The sequence below is a fragment of the Cytobacillus sp. Bva_UNVM-123 genome (genome assembly GCF_046351715.2).
GTDB lineage: Bacteria > Bacillota > Bacilli > Bacillales > Cytobacillaceae > Cytobacillus.
Genome location: NZ_CM177772.1, coordinates 2,168,116 through 2,185,590, shown reverse-complemented (window position 1 = coordinate 2,185,590; position 17,475 = coordinate 2,168,116). Strand labels below are relative to the sequence as shown.

The 17,475-nt window shown below is 36.9% G+C and carries 14 protein-coding genes; all 14 read right to left on the bottom strand.

Annotated elements, in window-relative coordinates; all coding sequences use genetic code 11:
- Positions 1-33 precede the first annotated feature (33 nt).
- Positions 34-756 carry an elongation factor P 5-aminopentanone reductase gene (ymfI, locus tag KDN24_RS10740; RefSeq protein WP_409974854.1) on the bottom strand — a complete coding sequence of 241 codons (723 nt, stop codon included), beginning with the start codon at positions 754-756 and terminating at the stop codon, positions 34-36.
- Positions 757-978: 222 nt separating this feature from the next.
- Positions 979-2,271: an EF-P 5-aminopentanol modification-associated protein YfmH gene (gene yfmH, locus KDN24_RS10735; protein WP_409974853.1), complete on the bottom strand. Its 1,293-nt coding sequence runs from the start codon at positions 2,269-2,271 to the stop codon at positions 979-981.
- Between the two features lie 2 nt (positions 2,272-2,273).
- Entirely contained in the window at positions 2,274-3,551 is a 1,278-nt protein-coding gene (gene yfmF, locus KDN24_RS10730; RefSeq protein ID WP_491348411.1) for an EF-P 5-aminopentanol modification-associated protein YfmF, read from the bottom strand.
- A gap of 222 nt (positions 3,552-3,773) precedes the next feature.
- A complete protein-coding gene (locus KDN24_RS10725) occupies positions 3,774-4,733 on the bottom strand; it encodes an ABC transporter permease (RefSeq protein WP_409974851.1) in 960 nt (319 codons plus the stop codon).
- The gene (locus KDN24_RS10720) at positions 4,734-5,780 is read right to left on the bottom strand and encodes an ABC transporter permease (protein WP_409974850.1); all 1,047 of its coding nucleotides are present in this window, start codon (positions 5,778-5,780) and stop codon (positions 4,734-4,736) included. It lies immediately after the preceding gene.
- On the bottom strand, positions 5,773-7,308 hold the full coding sequence (nupO, locus tag KDN24_RS10715) for a guanosine ABC transporter ATP-binding protein NupO (RefSeq protein WP_409974849.1): 1,536 nt from the start codon (positions 7,306-7,308) through the stop codon (positions 5,773-5,775). Before nupO ends, KDN24_RS10720 begins: the two co-directional genes overlap by 8 nt.
- Before the next feature lie 315 nt (positions 7,309-7,623).
- On the bottom strand, positions 7,624-8,736 hold the full coding sequence (locus KDN24_RS10710) for a BMP family lipoprotein (protein ID WP_409974848.1): 1,113 nt from the start codon (positions 8,734-8,736) through the stop codon (positions 7,624-7,626).
- Between the two features lie 58 nt (positions 8,737-8,794).
- Positions 8,795-9,520, bottom strand: coding sequence for a GntR family transcriptional regulator (locus KDN24_RS10705; RefSeq protein WP_409974847.1), 726 nt, complete (start codon positions 9,518-9,520; stop codon positions 8,795-8,797).
- Positions 9,521-9,839: 319 nt separating this feature from the next.
- Positions 9,840-12,179, bottom strand: coding sequence for a DNA translocase FtsK (locus KDN24_RS10700; protein ID WP_409974846.1), 2,340 nt, complete (start codon positions 12,177-12,179; stop codon positions 9,840-9,842).
- A gap of 146 nt (positions 12,180-12,325) precedes the next feature.
- Positions 12,326-12,538 carry a YlzJ-like family protein gene (locus KDN24_RS10695; protein WP_409974845.1) on the bottom strand — a complete coding sequence of 71 codons (213 nt, stop codon included), beginning with the start codon at positions 12,536-12,538 and terminating at the stop codon, positions 12,326-12,328.
- The gene (locus KDN24_RS10690; protein ID WP_409974844.1) at positions 12,535-13,287 is read right to left on the bottom strand and encodes a ClpP family protease; all 753 of its coding nucleotides are present in this window, start codon (positions 13,285-13,287) and stop codon (positions 12,535-12,537) included. The genes KDN24_RS10695 and KDN24_RS10690 overlap by 4 nt, the downstream gene beginning before the upstream one ends.
- Positions 13,288-13,412: 125 nt before the next feature.
- Positions 13,413-15,080 (bottom strand): ribonuclease J, encoded by a 1,668-nt coding sequence (locus KDN24_RS10685; RefSeq protein WP_409974843.1) that lies wholly within the window; start codon positions 15,078-15,080, stop codon positions 13,413-13,415.
- 121 nt (positions 15,081-15,201) lie between these two features.
- A complete protein-coding gene (dapA, locus tag KDN24_RS10680; protein ID WP_409974842.1) occupies positions 15,202-16,077 on the bottom strand; it encodes a 4-hydroxy-tetrahydrodipicolinate synthase in 876 nt (291 codons plus the stop codon).
- A gap of 129 nt (positions 16,078-16,206) precedes the next feature.
- Complete coding sequence (gene dapG, locus KDN24_RS10675; protein WP_409974841.1) at positions 16,207-17,451, bottom strand: aspartate kinase; 1,245 nt, start codon at positions 17,449-17,451, stop codon at positions 16,207-16,209.
- Positions 17,452-17,475: the final 24 nt, after the last annotated feature.

Here is a 17,475-nt window from a genome sequence, read left to right as displayed (position 1 = left end):
GAGACAAAATATGCATATAAAATGAAAGGATTTTTATGTATGCCACCCGCCATTAACTGCTAGTATTTGTCCAGTCATATAGGATGACTTCTCTGATAAGAGAAAGGAAACAGAATCTGCAATATTTTCAGGTGTTGCCAACCTTCCCATCGGAATTTCATTTTTGATTTCTTCAAGTTCTTCAAATGAAAAACCTTCCATCATTGCAGTTTGAACTGCTCCTGGTGCAACCCCGTTAACTCTTATTCCATTGAAAGCTAATTCCTTGCTTAATGCTTTCACAAATGCGATTTGCGCCCCTTTAACAGTTGAATAGGCTACTTCACATGCAGCACCTATTTGACCCCAAATAGACGAAATGACGACGATATTCCCATGTCCTTTTGCCAATAATTTTGGAAGTAGCTCCCTTGTTAATAGGATGGGTGCTTTCACATGAACATTTAGTAAATTTTCGACCTCCTCATCTTTTACATCATATAGGAGCCCAGAGTAGCTCGTTCCACTATTGTGGATGATCCCATCAATGGAAAAAATATTTTTAGCTAATTTTTTATAGCCATTGTTTGTGGAGAGGTCTGCTTGAATTGGAATATATTCACCCCCATATGATTGTATTCCATCCAAAAGCTGGTCAATTGCACGCTTATTTTTATTGTAATGTAAATATAGAGAGTAGCCTTCCTCTGCTAATTTAAGTACGATTGCCCCACCAATTCCACCACTTGCGCCTGTAATTAAAACAAATTTTTTCATTCATCCAACTCCAATTAGAAAAGCGTAAGCGCCTTGGTTAACGACGTACAAACTGGACTGACCTCGACAAGATAAAGGAAACACGATGAGTGAAACGAGCGATGTTAACTTATCGTAAGGAGAGGGAAGGAAGTTCGCTAGGCGCTGAAGCTAGACAGTTCTCAAACTTCAAATATTTTATACTTTCTTATCTTTAAGAAAGCGCCAAATGGCGCTTTTCTGTTACTTATTTTTCGGGATAATTTGACATACAGTTATCCGTTCTTCAGAAACAAACTCATGAACCATTTTTTTGATATCATCTATGGTAATACTTTCAAGCATTGAGACAACCTCAAATAAATTCATTTCATTAAATGCATATCTCGTGAATTGATTCGCGATATATTCAGGTGAATTAATAGCGCGCAGAAATCCACCTATCTTTTTCTTCTTCGAACGTTCAAGAGCTTCAACCGTAATACTTCCATCTTCTTTCGCCTTTAATAGCAATGCAATCAATGTTTGAGCTAATTTGTCTGGGTCGCTCGTATCTCCACCAACCATAGCGAAGCCAAAGCCTTTTTCCTGTGTATAGTCATAGGAAAATGTATCGTCAATCAATCCATCATTATATAGTGAATTATAGTGCTCAGAGCTTTTTCCAAACATGATATCCAGCATAAGGTTAATGCTTAACTCGGTCTTTAGCATTTCTTGGCCAGATTGAGTTACATTTAGTGTTTTTACCCCAACTAAACATTTCGATGTTTGTACATTCATTTGTAAAACTTGCTTTTTCTTTGCAACCTCTTCTGGTTCACTTTCAAACTTACGCTTGATATCTGGCATGTCTTCGTATTTTTTGCTGGCTTGATTATCTTTTACTTGCTTCATTATTTTTTGAGGATCAACTGGACCCACAATAAATAACAGCATATTGCTCGGATGATAAAATGTGTTGTAACAATCATAAAGCATATCTTTCGTTATTGGAGCAATCGACTCGATCGTCCCTGCAATATCAATTTTCACGGGATGGTTGTGATACATATTTTGAATAAGCCCGAAATACAATCGCCAATCTGGATTATCATCATACATCGTAATTTCTTGGCCAATAATCCCTTTTTCCTTTTCAACAGTTTTTTCGGTAAAATAAGGCTCTTGAACGAAATTAATTAATGTTTCAAGGTTTTTTTCAACATCTGATGTGCTAGAAAACAAATAGGCCGTTCTTGTAAAAGACGTAAAAGCATTTGCAGAAGCACCTTGTTTGCTAAACTGTTGGAAAACATCTCCATCTTCCTTTTCAAATAGCTTGTGCTCCAAAAAATGGGCAATTCCATCTGGTACTTGAACAAATTGATTAGTCCCAATTTGTTGAAAATGATTATCGATTGAGCCATATTTTGTTGTAAAAGTAGCAAATGTTTTGTTAAAGCCTTTTTTCGGTAAAACGTATACGTCTAATCCATTGTTTAATTTTTCATAATACATTTCTTCTTGTAACTGATCATACATAATCTTTTCCATTATCATTTCTCCCCCTTTCCCGTTAAGAAATAGATCGTATCAAGATGAATTTTGTGAGCAATTGCAATAATTTCTTCCTTCGAGACGTGATCCATCTTATCTAGCCACTCTTTAAGGGAAACGTCTTTATGTGAAACGACATTATGATAAAGGACTTCGATCACTCCTCGTGATGTATCAATCGTTTCAAGCAATTGATTTTTGATGACCGCTTTTGTTTGAATTAGCTCTTCGTCTGAAAAATCGCCATTTTTCATTGCTTCCATTTGAGCATTGATAATGTTAATGGCTTGATCATAGTTTTTATTATCGATTCCTGACATGATCATCATAAGTCCTTTATGGCTTTCAAGTCTGCTTGCAACATAGTAGGCAAGACTGGCTTTTTCTCTAACATTTATAAATAGTTTTGAATGTGAGAATCCGCCGAAAATTCCATTAAAAACTTGAAGGGCATAATAATCAGGATCGCCGTATTTAATATTTGTTCGATAACCGATATTTAACTTCCCTTGCTTCACATCTTGCTCTTCACGGACGATATGAGGATTTTCCTTTTTGGGATATCTTACAGAGTTAACCGACATTGGCGTACGTTCTTTCAATTGAAGTATTTCATGAGCATACTCATACACCTCTTGCTCATCTACATCTCCAACTACATATAAATCAAGCTCATCCTCATTAAAAGCAGTTACAAAATATTCATATAGATTTTCAGGCGTAATGTGATCAACCTCCTCCTTCTGTCCATGTACATGTAAGGAGTATGGTTCTTCTCTACACATCTCTTCAACTAATCTGAAGCTTGAATAACGCATTTTATCATCATAGACTGATTGAATTCTTTGTTTTAATGTTCTTTTTTCCTTCTCAACTGTTTCTGGATCAAATGAATGTCCATTCGCATTTGGCTTTGTTAATATGTCTGCTAGAAACTGAAGTGCTTTTTTCAATAAAGGTGTGTTATCAGCTAAAAACTTTTCATTCGCAATTTCCATCGAAACGGTAATGACGTGATATTCACCTTTTTTTGCTAAGTCGACAAAAAGTGTTGCTCCATAAAGCTCATCTAAATAAGACCGCAACTTTCCAGTTGTCGAATAGTTTTCACTATTACTCTGCAAAACATATGGTAATAATGCACGTTTTGTCACAACATCTTTATTTAAGGGAGCCTTCATTTTCCACACGAATGTATTTGTCTTATATTTATCGGTTTTAATGATGTGAAGCGAATAACCATTCATTTGTTTAATCGTTTCAGAGATAACTTCCATTTAATATCCTCCTGTTAACTATTATGAAGTTATTTTCTACATTCTTCCTTAAATTAAATCATATTCTTACTATAACTTGCCCTATTTCTTATTTTCAATAAGAAAAGGAAATAAGACCATTTATCACTGACAAATAACAAACAAATAAAGCCCTCATTCTATCTAAATAGAATTGAGGGCTATATTACGGTTCATAAATAAAATTAATTTTGAAAATGGTTCCTAACGGCTTCCTTTAATATATGGTTCTCCTGAAGCTTTAGGTGCATCTGCACGACCGATAAAACCTGTCAAGGCAAGGATTGTTAGTACGTACGGAGCAATTAACAAATAAACATTTGGAATATTCTCTAAGAACGGTAAGCTTGATCCAATAATACTTAAGCTTTGTGCAAAACCAAAGAACAATGCTGCACCCATCGCACCTAGTGGATGCCATTTCCCAAAGATCATTGCTGCAAGTGCCATAAATCCTTGTCCACTAATTGTTGCATGGCCAAAATCAGAAGTAATGGATTGCGCATAAATTCCTCCACCTATTCCTCCTAGTGCACCTGATAAAATAACAGCAATATAACGAATTTTCGTTACATTTATTCCCATCGTATCTGCAGCCATCGGATGTTCTCCTACGGCACGAAGTCTTAAACCGAATGGTGTTTTAAAAATCACATACCAAGCAATAAATGCCGCGATAATCGCTACAAACGAAGTATAGTAAGTGTTAGTGAAAAACAGCTTTCCTAATATCGGAATATCACTTAGTAAAGGAATATCTACTTTATGGAACCCTTTTTGGATAATATCAGTTTGACCTTTTCCATAAATAAATTTAACAAGGAATAGTGCTGCACCAACTGCTAATAAATTGATCGCTACTCCAGACACTACTTGGTCAGCTCTAAAAGTAATGGAAGCAACAGCATGAAATACTGATAATAATGCACCAACAATCATCGCAGCTAATAAAGATACCCAAGGAGTCATATTTCCAAATACATCTACAAAAGTTAAGTTAAAAACAATTGCGGTAAATGCGCCAATAACCATTAATCCTTCTAAACCAATATTTACAACGCCTGAGCGTTCTGAAAACGTTCCGCCTAATGCAGTGAAAATAAGTGGTGCTGCCCAAAGAAGTGTAGAAGGTATGATAATTAACAACATATCCATTATGCCCACTTACTTCACCCCCTTTTTGCTAATACGTTCAATAAAGACACGAATCATATAGCTTGCTGCAACAAAGAATACAATTAGAGCAATAATAATGTCAACAAGTTCATTAGGAACACCAGCTTCAAGAGGCATGTTTAAGGCCCCAACCTTTAATGCACCAAATAGCAATGCTGCTAAAATGATTCCAATCGGTCCATTTGCTCCTAGGAGTGCAACTGCGATCCCGTCAAACCCAACACCTGTAAAGCCACCCCTTATGGCTGAATAACCAAACGTACCAAGACCCTCCATCGCCCCTGCAAGTCCAGCAAAAGCACCTGAAATGACCATCGATAAAATAATATTAGAGCGGACATTCATGCCTGCATATTCTGAAGCATGTTGGTTAAAACCGACTGAGCGCAATTCATACCCTCGAGATGTTTTCTCTAAAATAAACCACATAATAAATACACAGAAGAGTGCAATAATTATTCCCCAGTGCAATCGAGAATAATCAGTTATACTTTCCAAAAATGAAGAGCGAAGTGAAGCAGATTCAAAAATTTTATCAGTTCGATCACTCTTTTCAGATAGAACAGTTCTTACAATATAGTTCGTAACATGTAATGCGACATAGTTCATCATAATTGTTACAATAACTTCGTGCACACGAAATCTTGCTTTTAAAAATCCGGGGATAAATGCCCATAACGCCCCTGCAGCTGCTGCTGCCAAAATGGCTAAAGGTAAATGGATGATTTTCGGTAATTCGAAGGCAACCCCAACCCAAACAGCTGCTAACCAGCCGACAATTAATTGTCCCTCTACTCCGATATTAAAAAGGCCTGTCCTAAATGCAAATGCTACAGCTAAACCAGCAAGAATTAACGGTGTAACTTGTCTAACCACTTCACCTGCATAATATATTTCCCCAAAAGCTCCATTCCAAAGTGCGATAAAAGCATCAATCGGATTATAGCCTGTAACAAGCATAATAATTGTTCCAACAATCATTCCTAGTAAAACGGCCAAAATAGGAACTATCATATTTTTAAGACGACTAGACATTTGCTTGTTCACCTGCTTCCTTCTGTTTCGAGCCAGCCATTAATAATCCTAATTCTTGTTCAGTCGTTTGCTTCGGATCAACAATGGCTACGATTTCTCCTTCATAAATAACAGCAATTCTGTCGCTTACATTCATAATTTCATCTAATTCAAATGAAATAAGCAAAACTGCTTTTCCATTATCACGCTGTTCAATTAGACGTTTATGAATAAACTCAATTGCCCCAACATCAAGTCCACGTGTTGGCTGAGCAGCAATTAGCAAGTCAGGATTACGATCAACTTCACGGCCGATAATCGCTTTTTGTTGATTTCCACCTGATAATGCTCTAGCCAATGTCGATTCACTTGGTGTACGAACATCAAATTCTTTTATTAAGCTTTTTGCCTTCGTGTAAATTTTCTTATAATTTAAGACACCATTTTTTGAGTATGGTTTTTGATAATACGTTTGCAAAACCATATTTTCTGCAATTGGAAAATCAAGAACAAGGCCATGTTTATGACGGTCTTGTGGGATATGACCAATTCCCGATTCCGTTACTTTTCGAGGTGAAAGACTGAGAATTTCCTTTCCATTCAGTTTCACTGAACCACTCTCAGACTTTACGAGCCCTGTGATGGCCTCAAGCAATTCGGTTTGCCCATTCCCATCAACTCCAGCTATCCCAACGATCTCTCCAGCTTTAACCGTTAAATTCAAGCCATTGATAGCCTTTAGTCCACGAGCATCTTTCACATGAAGATTGCTTATCTCTAAAACTTCCTGTTGTGGATTTGCATCGGTTTTTTCTGTTTTAAAGGTAACTTCCCTTCCAACCATTAAACTAGCAAGTTCGTTTGGATTCGTTTCACTAACATCTAATGTACCGATCCCGACACCTTTACGAATGACTGTTACTCGATCACAAACTTCCATAATTTCCTTTAATTTATGTGTAATCAGAATGATGGATTTTCCTTCTTTAATTAACGCCTTCATGATTTGGATTAACTCATTGATTTCCTGCGGCGTTAATACAGCTGTCGGTTCATCAAAAATAAGAATGTCTGCACCACGGTATAACGTTTTGAGAATCTCAACACGTTGTTGCATCCCAACAGATATATCAGCAATTTTCGCGCTCGGATCAACAGCTAATCCATATTTCTCAGAAATTTCCCTTACTTTTCTTTCTGCCTTTTTAATATCAATTCTCCCGCCTGCTGTTATTTCTTTTCCTAGAATGATATTTTCTGTTACGGTGAAAGGATCAACAAGCATGAAATGCTGATGTACCATTCCAATTCCGAGATCATTGGCAATGTTCGGATTTGTAATGTTTACGGGGTTACCTTTTACGCGAATTTCGCCTTTCTCTGGCTGATACAAACCAAATAGAACGTTCATTAACGTTGATTTTCCTGCACCATTCTCCCCTAGCAGTGCATGAATTTCACCTTTTTTCAGTTGCAGGGTAATGTTATCGTTCGCAACAATTCCTGGGAATTCTTTTCGGATATTGAGCATTTCAATGACATACTCCATATTTTTTCACTCCTAGCGTAGAAAAGAGCAAGCACCTTAATGGGGCTAGACACTTATCTAACTTTAAAATTTTATACTTTTAACTTAAAAAATAAGAAACTTACTAGTAGTAAGATGTCAGACCTTCAATAAAAAATAAATGATGAAACTTGACTAATAAAAATCTAAATGAAATGTAGAAAAGATCATTCTGCACTTCAATTAGATTTTTATTCAAGAAAACTTAAGCATAAATCATGAAACTCCCTTATTATTAGTCAAAAAGGAATAAGGGGGCGGTTACATCCCCGCTTATTCCTTTTATTGATTCAAGCATTATTCAGCTTTAAAATCAGCAAGTTCATCTAAAGTACCAGGAACCTCAATATCACCATTCTTGATTTTTTCTGTCCACTCTTTAACAGCTGCTTCAATATCAGCTTTAGCAGAAACTTCGTCATTAATTGGAGCTAAGCTAACTCCATCTTCGGCTAAACCATAAACCATTGTTGTTCCGCCTGGGAAGTTTCCAGCTTTTGATTTTTCAGAAATATCAACTACTGCATGGTGTACACCCTTCATGGCAGAAGTCATAATTACATTGTGTTCTTTATCATCAATTTTAACAATACCTTCAGCAGATTGATCTGAATCTACACCAATTGCCCAGATTTCTTTTGAAGGATCTTTCTTCTTAAGATCTTTTGCTTCTGTGAATAATCCGTTACCAGTACCACCAGCAGCATGGAAAATAACGTCAATACCAGAAGAATACATAGAAGCTGCTGTTGTTTTACCAAGTTCAGCTTTATCAAATGCACCAGTATATTTTACTTCTACTTTAATATCAGGATTTACTGCTTGAACACCTGCTAGGAAACCAGACTCAAATCGTTCAATAACTGGAATTTCCATTCCGCCAATGAAGCCAATTTTATTCGTTTTTGTTGCTTTTGCAGCTGCAACACCTGCTAGGAAAGCTGCTTCTTGCTCTTTAAATAATACACTTACAACGTTTGGCTGTTCAACGACACCATCAATAATTCCGAAATGAGTATCTTTTTGTTGACCAGCAATTTCATTAATGTCGTTTTCCATTAAGTATCCAACACCGAATACTAAATTAAAACCTTCACGAGAAAGTTTATTTAAGTTTGTTGAATAGTCAGCATCTGATTTAGATTGAAGGTAATCATATCCACCCTTACCTTCTTTTAAGCCGTTGTTGCTACCGAATTCTTTAAGGCCTTCCCATGCAGATTGGTTAAATGATTTATCATCTACCCCACCGACATCCGTTACCATTGCAACAGAGAATGTGCTTTCAGTAGCTTCTCCACCGTTTGCAGTACCTTCTTCTTTTTTCTCTTCAGCCTTCCCACAAGCACCTAAAATCGTTCCAGCAGCTAGTACAAGTGACAGCGCTAAACCAAATTTACGCTTCTTCAAGGTATGACCCCCTAATTTTTATTAATGATAGTAGAAAATTTCTTGAATGTGTCTGACGCTATACTCTTTTTCTAAGGACGTGAAAACTAAATTTATCGGCTCTAAAGTAGTTTACCGAATAGAGGATCGGCTCATCCGCTTCATCGAAATGCATCTGCTTTAAAACAAGCAATGCTGTTTCAGGATCGCATTCAAGAATGGGAGAAACCTTCTCATGATAGCCAATTGGCAATATTTGGGCAACAGCATATGTAATCTTTCGGCTAGCCACGTCTTCAATCAACTCAAAAATTGATTCTCGCTCATAAGAAAACGTTTCAGAAAGAATTTCTCCACGCAACTTATCGATGCAATAAACGACCGGCTCCCCATTTGCTGTTCTGACCCGCTCAATCATAAGAATGTCTTCATCCTCAGAACACGAAAAACGGCGAATATCCTCTTCAGTTGGTCCCATTGTAGCTGAGCTTAAAAAAATCGTACCTGGTTTCATCCCTGCTTGCAAGATCATATCAGTCACACTGTTTAGCTGCTCAATGCCTGATGTAAATAAAGGCTTGGCATTTACAAATGTCCCCACTCCATGACGGCGGATGATAACGTTTTCTTCTTCTAGGATCCGAAGGGCCTCCCTGAGAGTCGCTCTTGATACCCCTAGTTGTTTCGCAAGCTCAAATTCAGAAGGTAATTTTTCCTTTTCTTTATATATCCCTTCCTCAATATCTTGCTTTAAACGATCGATCACTTGTAAATAAAGATGTCGGTTATCTGACTTAATTGACATGCAAGGTTCCTCCAGCCATTTTCTTAAAGACATCAGACCTCTGATGTTTAATCATTCCTACTAATCGAAAATACTATAACACTTTTTACCCAATAATGAAATAGTATTATTCGAAAATATTTTAGACACACTGTTAAATAAAGCTTGACGATTCGATAAAAATTCATTATTAGTATAACGTTATTCAGTTTTTTCGTAATTTTTTCCCTCTCACATCATATATTTATTTCCTGAAGTTACTATTTTTTTTTATTATTTATATATTTCCTATCATTAAATGAGAAAAGACCCTCTTTCATGAGGATCCTTCATTTTTCAATTAGGAACTTGCTTCATCGGAAGGCTTCCCTAGTAAAACGGCTCTAGGCTTACTACCCTCGTATGGCCCAACAATCCCTCTAGCTTCCATTTCATCAATTAATCTTGCAGCTCTCGTATATCCGATTCTAAATCTCCGCTGGAGCATTGAAACAGAAGCAGTTTGCATTTCCAATATAAGTTCAACCGCTTCATCATATAATTCATCATCTACTTCTGACGTCATCTCAGGAATATCTTCAGGAATCATTTCTTCTTGATATTGTGCTTTTTGCTGTTCGATTACAAAATCGACAACTTCTTCAACTTCTTCATCTGATAAAAACGCCCCTTGAATTCGGACAGGCTTAGACGCTCCAACCGGAAGGAATAGCATATCGCCCCTGCCAAGCAGCTTTTCAGCTCCGCCCATATCAAGGATCGTTCTAGAGTCTGTGCTTGAAGAGACTGCAAAGGCAATTCTTGATGGAATATTTGCTTTAATTACACCTGTTATAACATCAACGGATGGACGCTGTGTAGCAATAATCAAATGGATGCCTGCTGCTCTTGCCATCTGAGCCAATCTTGTTATCGCATCTTCAACATCAGATGAAGCAACCATCATTAAATCTGCAAGCTCGTCCACGATTACAACAATATATGGCAATAATGGTTGTTTCCCCAAATCTTCAGCATTATGTTTTTTTACATATTCATTGTATCCTTCAATATTCCGTGTTCCAGTATGGGAAAACAACTCATATCTTCTTTCCATTTCACTCACTACTTTTTTTAATGCTTGTGATGCCTTTTTCGCATCGGTTACAACAGGTGCTAGTAAATGCGGAATTCCATTATATACATTCAACTCTACCATTTTCGGATCTATCATCATCATTTTGACCTCATGAGGCTTAGCCCTCATCAGAATACTCGTAATTATACCGTTTATACATACACTTTTTCCACTTCCTGTAGCCCCAGCAACAAGAAGATGAGGCATTTTATTCAGTTCCGCAAGGACGGATTGACCCGTAATATCTCGCCCAAGCCCAATTAGTAATTTGGAATCTGGTTTGTCATGCTGATTCGCTTCAATGACTTCTCTTAGCGAAACCATTGCCACTTCCGAATTCGGAACTTCAATCCCTATTGCCGATTTCCCTGGAATTGGTGCTTCAATTCTTATATCCTTCGCAGCTAAAGCCAATGCTAAATCATCATGTAAACTTACAATTTTACTAACCTTTACGCCAACATCTGGGTGAACCTCATATTTTGTTACTGCTGGCCCAAGATGTACTTGGGTAACTCTGGCTTTAACACCAAAGCTTTGAAACGTTCTTTCAAGCTTTGCGGCATTCGCATGAATCAATTCATACTCCCCACTTTGATCCGTTTGACGAGGGAGTTTTAATAAATGTATCGGTGGTAGCTCATAATCCAAATTTTCAACTTCAATAAACGAAATCGGTTGAGCTGCTTCTATATTTGAATCGTTCTCAGCTGGTTTCCTTCCAGTTGATTTTAATTCATTATTCTTCTCAAATTGGGCTCTCTCTGTAAAGCTAGAAATAATCGGTTCTGAAGCTTTCTCTTCTTTCAATTCTTGAGCACTGTTAATTTTAATGACAGGTTCTTGTTCACTTTCCACGTCTTTCCTTTCACTTGTATGATCATTCACTTGAGCTTTTCTAGCTACCTTCTTCTCTTTCCTACCTTCCTTCCACTCCATGATATCTGCTTTAAAAGCTTTCCATTGATTGTGAATAAAAGTCCAACAAGCTGAAATAAATTTAGCTAGTGATTCTCCGAATGTTTTCCCTGTTAGAAGAATGATTCCAATGATAATAAGGATTATCGCGAAAATTTTTGTACCTGCTTCATCAAATAAATAATAAAAGAGGGCGAAGAATATCGCACCGATCATTCCACCGCCTAAATTCGTTGTACTCGTTTCTCCTTTTGCTTCCATCCAAAATATATCCCAAGTGTTTGCAATAACACTCGGATCTTGGAATTTCCCTCCGTTTGACATTAGCTGAAAAAGTCCAACATGGCTAAGTAATAGAAGCGAAGAAATGATGAGATAAATGCCTATTAATTTACTATGAAAAAAGAATGGGATCGTTCTTTTCCACATTAAGTAAACTGCAAATATTATAAGTCCGATTAGGCTAACCATGTACCACTCACCCATAAAAAAGCGGAAGAATAGCACAGACGCTTTCCCTACAGCACCAAGATTTGCCATCGCAATTGCCACAAAAGCTAACAGGATAAGTGCCGAAAGCTCATATTTTATAGTTGCCTGTAAATTTTTTTTCTTTCTTGTATTTCTTCTCTTTCGTTTGGCCATTTCATCACCTTTTATTATTTCTTTCTCTATTACTACTTTCCTTTAAAAATATTTGCTTTCTTCATCCATGTTCTGAACGAAGAAAGCAGCCAGATTTTGGCTGCCTGAAGTTTACTTTAATTATAGCATATTGCCCTTACTCCCTGTTAAGTTAAAGTAATTTTTGTGCCTGGCGAAAATTTATGATTCAAAAAATCATTGGGATTACTGCTCATTACTCGAATAACCGTACATGCTTGCCCCTCATCCATATTTACGAGCAACGGAATCCCTTCATACGAGATTATTTTTTTCTTTTCAAATTCATTCAGTTCGGTTGGAAAAATTAATTGCTCAGGCATCATCGTATAGAGAATCATTGAATAATCCCCTCATTCTTTTGTTTTTTTAAGTCAATTAATTCGTTCAATTTTTTCATCGCTGGTCCAATCCCACCAACACTGTCAATTAGTCCGTATTCAACCGCATCATTTCCAATCACATTCGTTCCGATATCTCTTGTCAAATTCCCTTTTGCAAACATTAAGTCTTTAAACTTTTCTTCTGTTATATTCGAATGCTTCGTAACGAAATTGACAACCCTTTCTTGCATCTTATCCAAATACTCAAATGTTTGCGGTACACCGATCACTAACCCGGTCAATCTTATTGGGTGTATCGTCATTGTAGCCGTTTCAGCGATAAAAGAAGAATTACATGAAACGGCAATTGGTACGCCAATTGAATGGCCTCCACCAAGGACGAGCGACACAGTTGGTTTTGATAACGAAGCGAGCATTTCTGAAATAGCCAACCCTGCTTCCACATCACCACCAACCGTATTTAATATAACTAATAATCCTTCTATTTGAGGATTTTGTTCAATTGCGACAATTTGTGGAATGAGGTGCTCATATTTCGTCGTTTTATTTTGCGGAGGTAGCTGTAAATGGCCTTCAATTTGTCCAACAATCGCTAAGCAATGTATTTTCGAATCTTGTGAAAGCTGTGGGACATTCGTTTGTCCGAGCTGCTGGATTTTTTCGATCAGGCTTGATGATTGTTCTTCTTTTGGCTGCTGCTCTGCTTCATTATTCCCCGAATCATTTTGTTTCTTATCATTATCCATCATTTTTCTCCCTTCACGCGATAATTTTTTAGATACTATATGCGCTTAGTATGAGCGATGATGGTTTTTTAATACTTTCTAATCATGTGAAAAAGCACAGCATATGCTGTGCTTTCCATTTTTAACTATACTTCCATAATGATCGGCAGGATCATCGGTCTACGTTTTGTTTTCTCAAATAAATATTGATTTAATTCATCACGCATATCTTGCTTAATTCCTGACCAATCAAAGGCATCTTTTGTAATGCTTTTTTCAACAATATCTCTTACTCTATTTGTCGCTTCCACGAGAAGTTCTTCTGATTCCCTTACATATACAAAACCTCTAGAAATGATTTCTGGACCAGCAGCAATTTTCTTTTCTTTTTTGTTTAATGTGACGACGACGAGCAATATTCCATCTTGGGAAAGAAGCTTTCTATCTCTTAAAACAATATTACCGACATCCCCAACACCACTGCCATCAATTAAAACATTTCCTGCAGGAATACGACCGCTAGGACGAATTTGACCCTCTTTAATTTCAACAATTTCTCCTTTGTCAGGAATATAAATTTGAGCGTCTGTTAAACCTGTCTCCTTTGCCACTTTAGCATGAGCTTTTAACATTCGATATTCACCATGGACAGGAATAAAAAATTTCGGCTTAATTAAATTTATCATGAATTTAAGTTCTTCTTGACTGCCATGACTCGATGTATTAAATGAACCTTTGCCAGAGATCACTGTTGCCCCAGCTCTGTATATCATATCAACTGTTTTAAAAATCAGTACTTCACTACCTCTAAGTGGTGAAGCTGCAAATAAGACCGTATCACCCTTCTGAATATTTACCTGCTTATGTGTTTGCTTCACCATTTTTTGCAATACTTCGATCGGTTCACCTTGTACGCCTAAAGTCAAAATAACAATCTCATCATCTGGATAAGTGCTAATTTCAGAAATTGGAATAATTAACTCATCATGGGCATGCAAATAGTCTAGCTGTAGTGCAATATCATATGCGGTTTGAGGGATTTTTCCAACAACAGCTACTTTTCTTTTACTTTCATAAGCAGCGTCGAAAATATGTTGGATTCTAATAATATCTGAAGCAAACGATGCGGCAATTATTCTACCAGGTGCATTATAAAATGCATCGATCACTTGCTGAACAACTTTTGATTCAGATTGAGTATAACCAGGTTTTTCTGCTTCCGTACTATCAGACAACAAGCATAGTGTTCCTTCCTCACCGATTTTGGCCATTTTCCCAATTTCGGTCTTATACTTATCTGATGCTGCTTGATCAAATTTAAAATCACCAGTATAAACAATGCTTCCCTCTGAAGTATGAATACAAATGCCGACACTATCAGGAATACTATGTGTCGTATGGAAAAATGATACTTTTGCCGTTTCAAATTCGATGATTGAATGAGAATGAACTTCGATAAAGTTCGTTTTCCCCTTAAACTCTTGTTCTTTCATTTTTGCTTTCGCAATGGCCAGTGTTAATTTCGTACCGTAGACTGGAATATTTAATTCTTTAAGCACATAAGAAAGGGCTCCAATATGGTCCTCATGTCCGTGAGTCAAAAATATTCCCTGAACCCTTTCTTTGTTTTGAGTGAGATATGTGATATCTGGAATCACAATATCAATTCCGAGCATTTCATTCTCTGGGATCATTAACCCGGCATCTAAAACGAATATGTCCCCATCTACTTCCACAAGGTACATATTTTTGCCGAATTCTCCAACCCCTCCTAAAGCCATTAGCTTGATGCTTTCATTCTTTCTCATGTTCAATTTACTTTTCCTCCTATAATCTGCTGGGCCGACCTTAGATCAGTTACCAATATTATACTTGAAGGAGGAAAAGCATGACAACCTATATAAAAAAACTTCAAATGATAATCCGCGATATTAATTAAGCTTCTATTCTAAATAAGGCTGAAAGTGAATTTCTTTCATATTCAGTTAATGGAACTAATGGAAGACGAACCGAACCAACGTCAAGCCCTTTTAGTTGTAAAGCTGTTTTTACAGGTGTTGGATTTGGCGCAGTAAAAAGGCCTTCCATAATTGGCAATAGCTGCTGATGTTGTCTTGCTGCCTCTTTATAGTTTCCACTTAAAAATGATTGTACCATCTCTTGCATTTCATTTCCGATCACATGAGATGCAACCGACACGATCCCTTGACCTCCAATAGCTAACACCGGGAGAGTTAAACTGTCATCCCCACTATAAAGGATGAATTCTTCATCCGTCCCTGCTATTATTTTTGTCATTGCATTTAAGTCACCACTCGCTTCCTTAACCGCAACAATATTAGATATTTTGGACAGGCGAATAATCGTTTCTGGCGTGATGTTTATAGCTGAACGCCCAGGAATATTGTATAACATAATAGGAAGACTCGTATTTTCTGCTATCGCCTTAAAATGCTGATAAAGCCCCTCTTGATTAGGTTTATTATAATAAGGAGCAACAACCATAATGGCATCTACTCCAGCTTTCTCAGCCTTTTTCGTTAAGTCAATTGAAGCATACGTATCATTTCCCCCTGTGCCAGCAATGACTGGAACTCTTTTATTAACGATTTTTACAACATGTTGGAATAAAGCAATTTTTTCCTCTTTCGTTAATGTAGATGATTCACCTGTTGAGCCAGCGACGACAAGGGAATCTGTTCCATTTTCTATTAGATGATTAATAAGTTGTGTTGTTTTCGGAAAATCGATATGACCATTTTTATCAAATGGTGTTACCATTGCAGTTGATACACGGCCAAATTGAATCATACTTACACTCCTCTAACTCTAGTATTTAAAACTATTCTACTTGATTTTTGCTTTACAAGTAAATAAATAACCATTATATGTCTTTTGACAACTGATAACAACCGCTTACCTTTCACACGATAGAGGTTATTAACATATATGTTCAGGCAAAAGAATGTTTTCTTTTTCTAAGTGAAAAGCATGATGAAGAGCATTTACTGCTTTTACTAAATCAAATTGTTTCACTAACACCCAAATGGTTGTATGACTATCTGCCGATTGCAATATATGGATTTCATTTTCTGATAAGGCAGTAACAATTTTCGAAGCAACCCCGGGTACACCTTGCATACCTGCCCCAATCACAGAAACCTTAGCACATTCTCGCTCTACTTTCGGATTATGACCTAATCTATTTAAAATCGTAATCGCTTTTTCTGCCATATCATCTGTAACGGTATACGTAACCCCATTCGGATAAATATTAATAAAATCAACACTTATTCCTTCGTTCGCCATCGCTTGAAAAACTTCGGCTTGCAAATTATATTGATTCTTTTTAGCTAAAACTTTTATTTGAGTGAGATTAGAGAGATGTGCAATTCCGGTTACTAATCTCTCCTTAATCTCAATCCCTTGGGCGTTATTATTTATTGTCGTTACGAGCGTTCCCACGCTATCTGAATAGTTCGAACGAATTCGAATCGGAATCTTTGCCTGCATAACAATTTCAACTGCACGAGGATGGATTATTTTTGCTCCTTGATGAGCCATATTACAAACTTCATTGTACGTAACAACGATTAATGGGCGAGCATTTTTTACTAGTCTAGGATCAGCAGTCATTACTCCTTCTACATCTGTAAAAATATCAATCCATTCTGCATTAAGAGCTACCCCTAAAGCAGCGGCAGTCGTATCACTTCCACCTCTACCTAAAGTAGTGATATCACCATTTTTGGCAGCACCTTGGAAGCCTGCAACGACTAAAACGTCATAAGCTTCAAGTTCTCTTAAAATTCTTTCTCTTCTAATATCCATTATTTTTGCATTTGAATGGTCATTATTTGTTCGAATCCCAGCCTGAGCACCAGTTAAGGCAGTAGCCCGAATTCCTTTCTCTAAAAGCAAATTAGTAAAGACGATACTAGAGATAATTTCACCACAGGATAAAAGAAGATCATGTTCTCTTCGATTAATAAATGAACCATTTTTTTCAACTAAGGATAGTAATGTGTCTGTCGCATATGGCTCACCTTTACGCCCCATTGCTGAAACAACAACGATCACTTTATATCCTTCAGATAATGCTTTTTTAATATGTTTAAGCGCATGAAGACGACTCGCTTCATCACGAACCGATGTTCCTCCGTATTTTTGTATAATAATTTTCATTGCTACACCTCGGGGTAGTCATAA

Excerpts from the sequence above, each read along its gene's own strand:
- nupO (WP_409974849.1), bottom strand. The coding sequence starts at position 7,308 with ATGGAGTATGTCATTGAAATGCTCAATATCCGAAAAGAATTCCCAGGA.
- KDN24_RS10705 (WP_409974847.1), bottom strand. The coding sequence starts at position 9,520 with ATGTCAATTAAGTCAGATAACCGACATCTTTATTTACAAGTGATCGAT.
- KDN24_RS10690 (WP_409974844.1), bottom strand. The coding sequence starts at position 13,287 with ATGGATAATGATAAGAAACAAAATGATTCGGGGAATAATGAAGCAGAG.
- KDN24_RS10695 (WP_409974845.1), bottom strand. The coding sequence starts at position 12,538 with ATGATTCTCTATACGATGATGCCTGAGCAATTAATTTTTCCAACCGAA.
- dapG (WP_409974841.1), bottom strand. The coding sequence starts at position 17,451 with ATGAAAATTATTATACAAAAATACGGAGGAACATCGGTTCGTGATGAA.
- KDN24_RS10720 (WP_409974850.1), bottom strand. The coding sequence starts at position 5,780 with ATGTCTAGTCGTCTTAAAAATATGATAGTTCCTATTTTGGCCGTTTTA.
- yfmF (WP_491348411.1), bottom strand. The coding sequence starts at position 3,551 with ATGGAAGTTATCTCTGAAACGATTAAACAAATGAATGGTTATTCGCTT.
- dapA (WP_409974842.1), bottom strand. The coding sequence starts at position 16,077 with ATGATTCAATTTGGCCGTGTATCAACTGCAATGGTAACACCATTTGAT.
- ymfI (WP_409974854.1), bottom strand. The coding sequence starts at position 756 with ATGAAAAAATTTGTTTTAATTACAGGCGCAAGTGGTGGAATTGGTGGG.
- yfmH (WP_409974853.1), bottom strand. The coding sequence starts at position 2,271 with ATGGAAAAGATTATGTATGATCAGTTACAAGAAGAAATGTATTATGAA.
- KDN24_RS10700 (WP_409974846.1), bottom strand. The coding sequence starts at position 12,179 with ATGGCCAAACGAAAGAGAAGAAATACAAGAAAGAAAAAAAATTTACAG.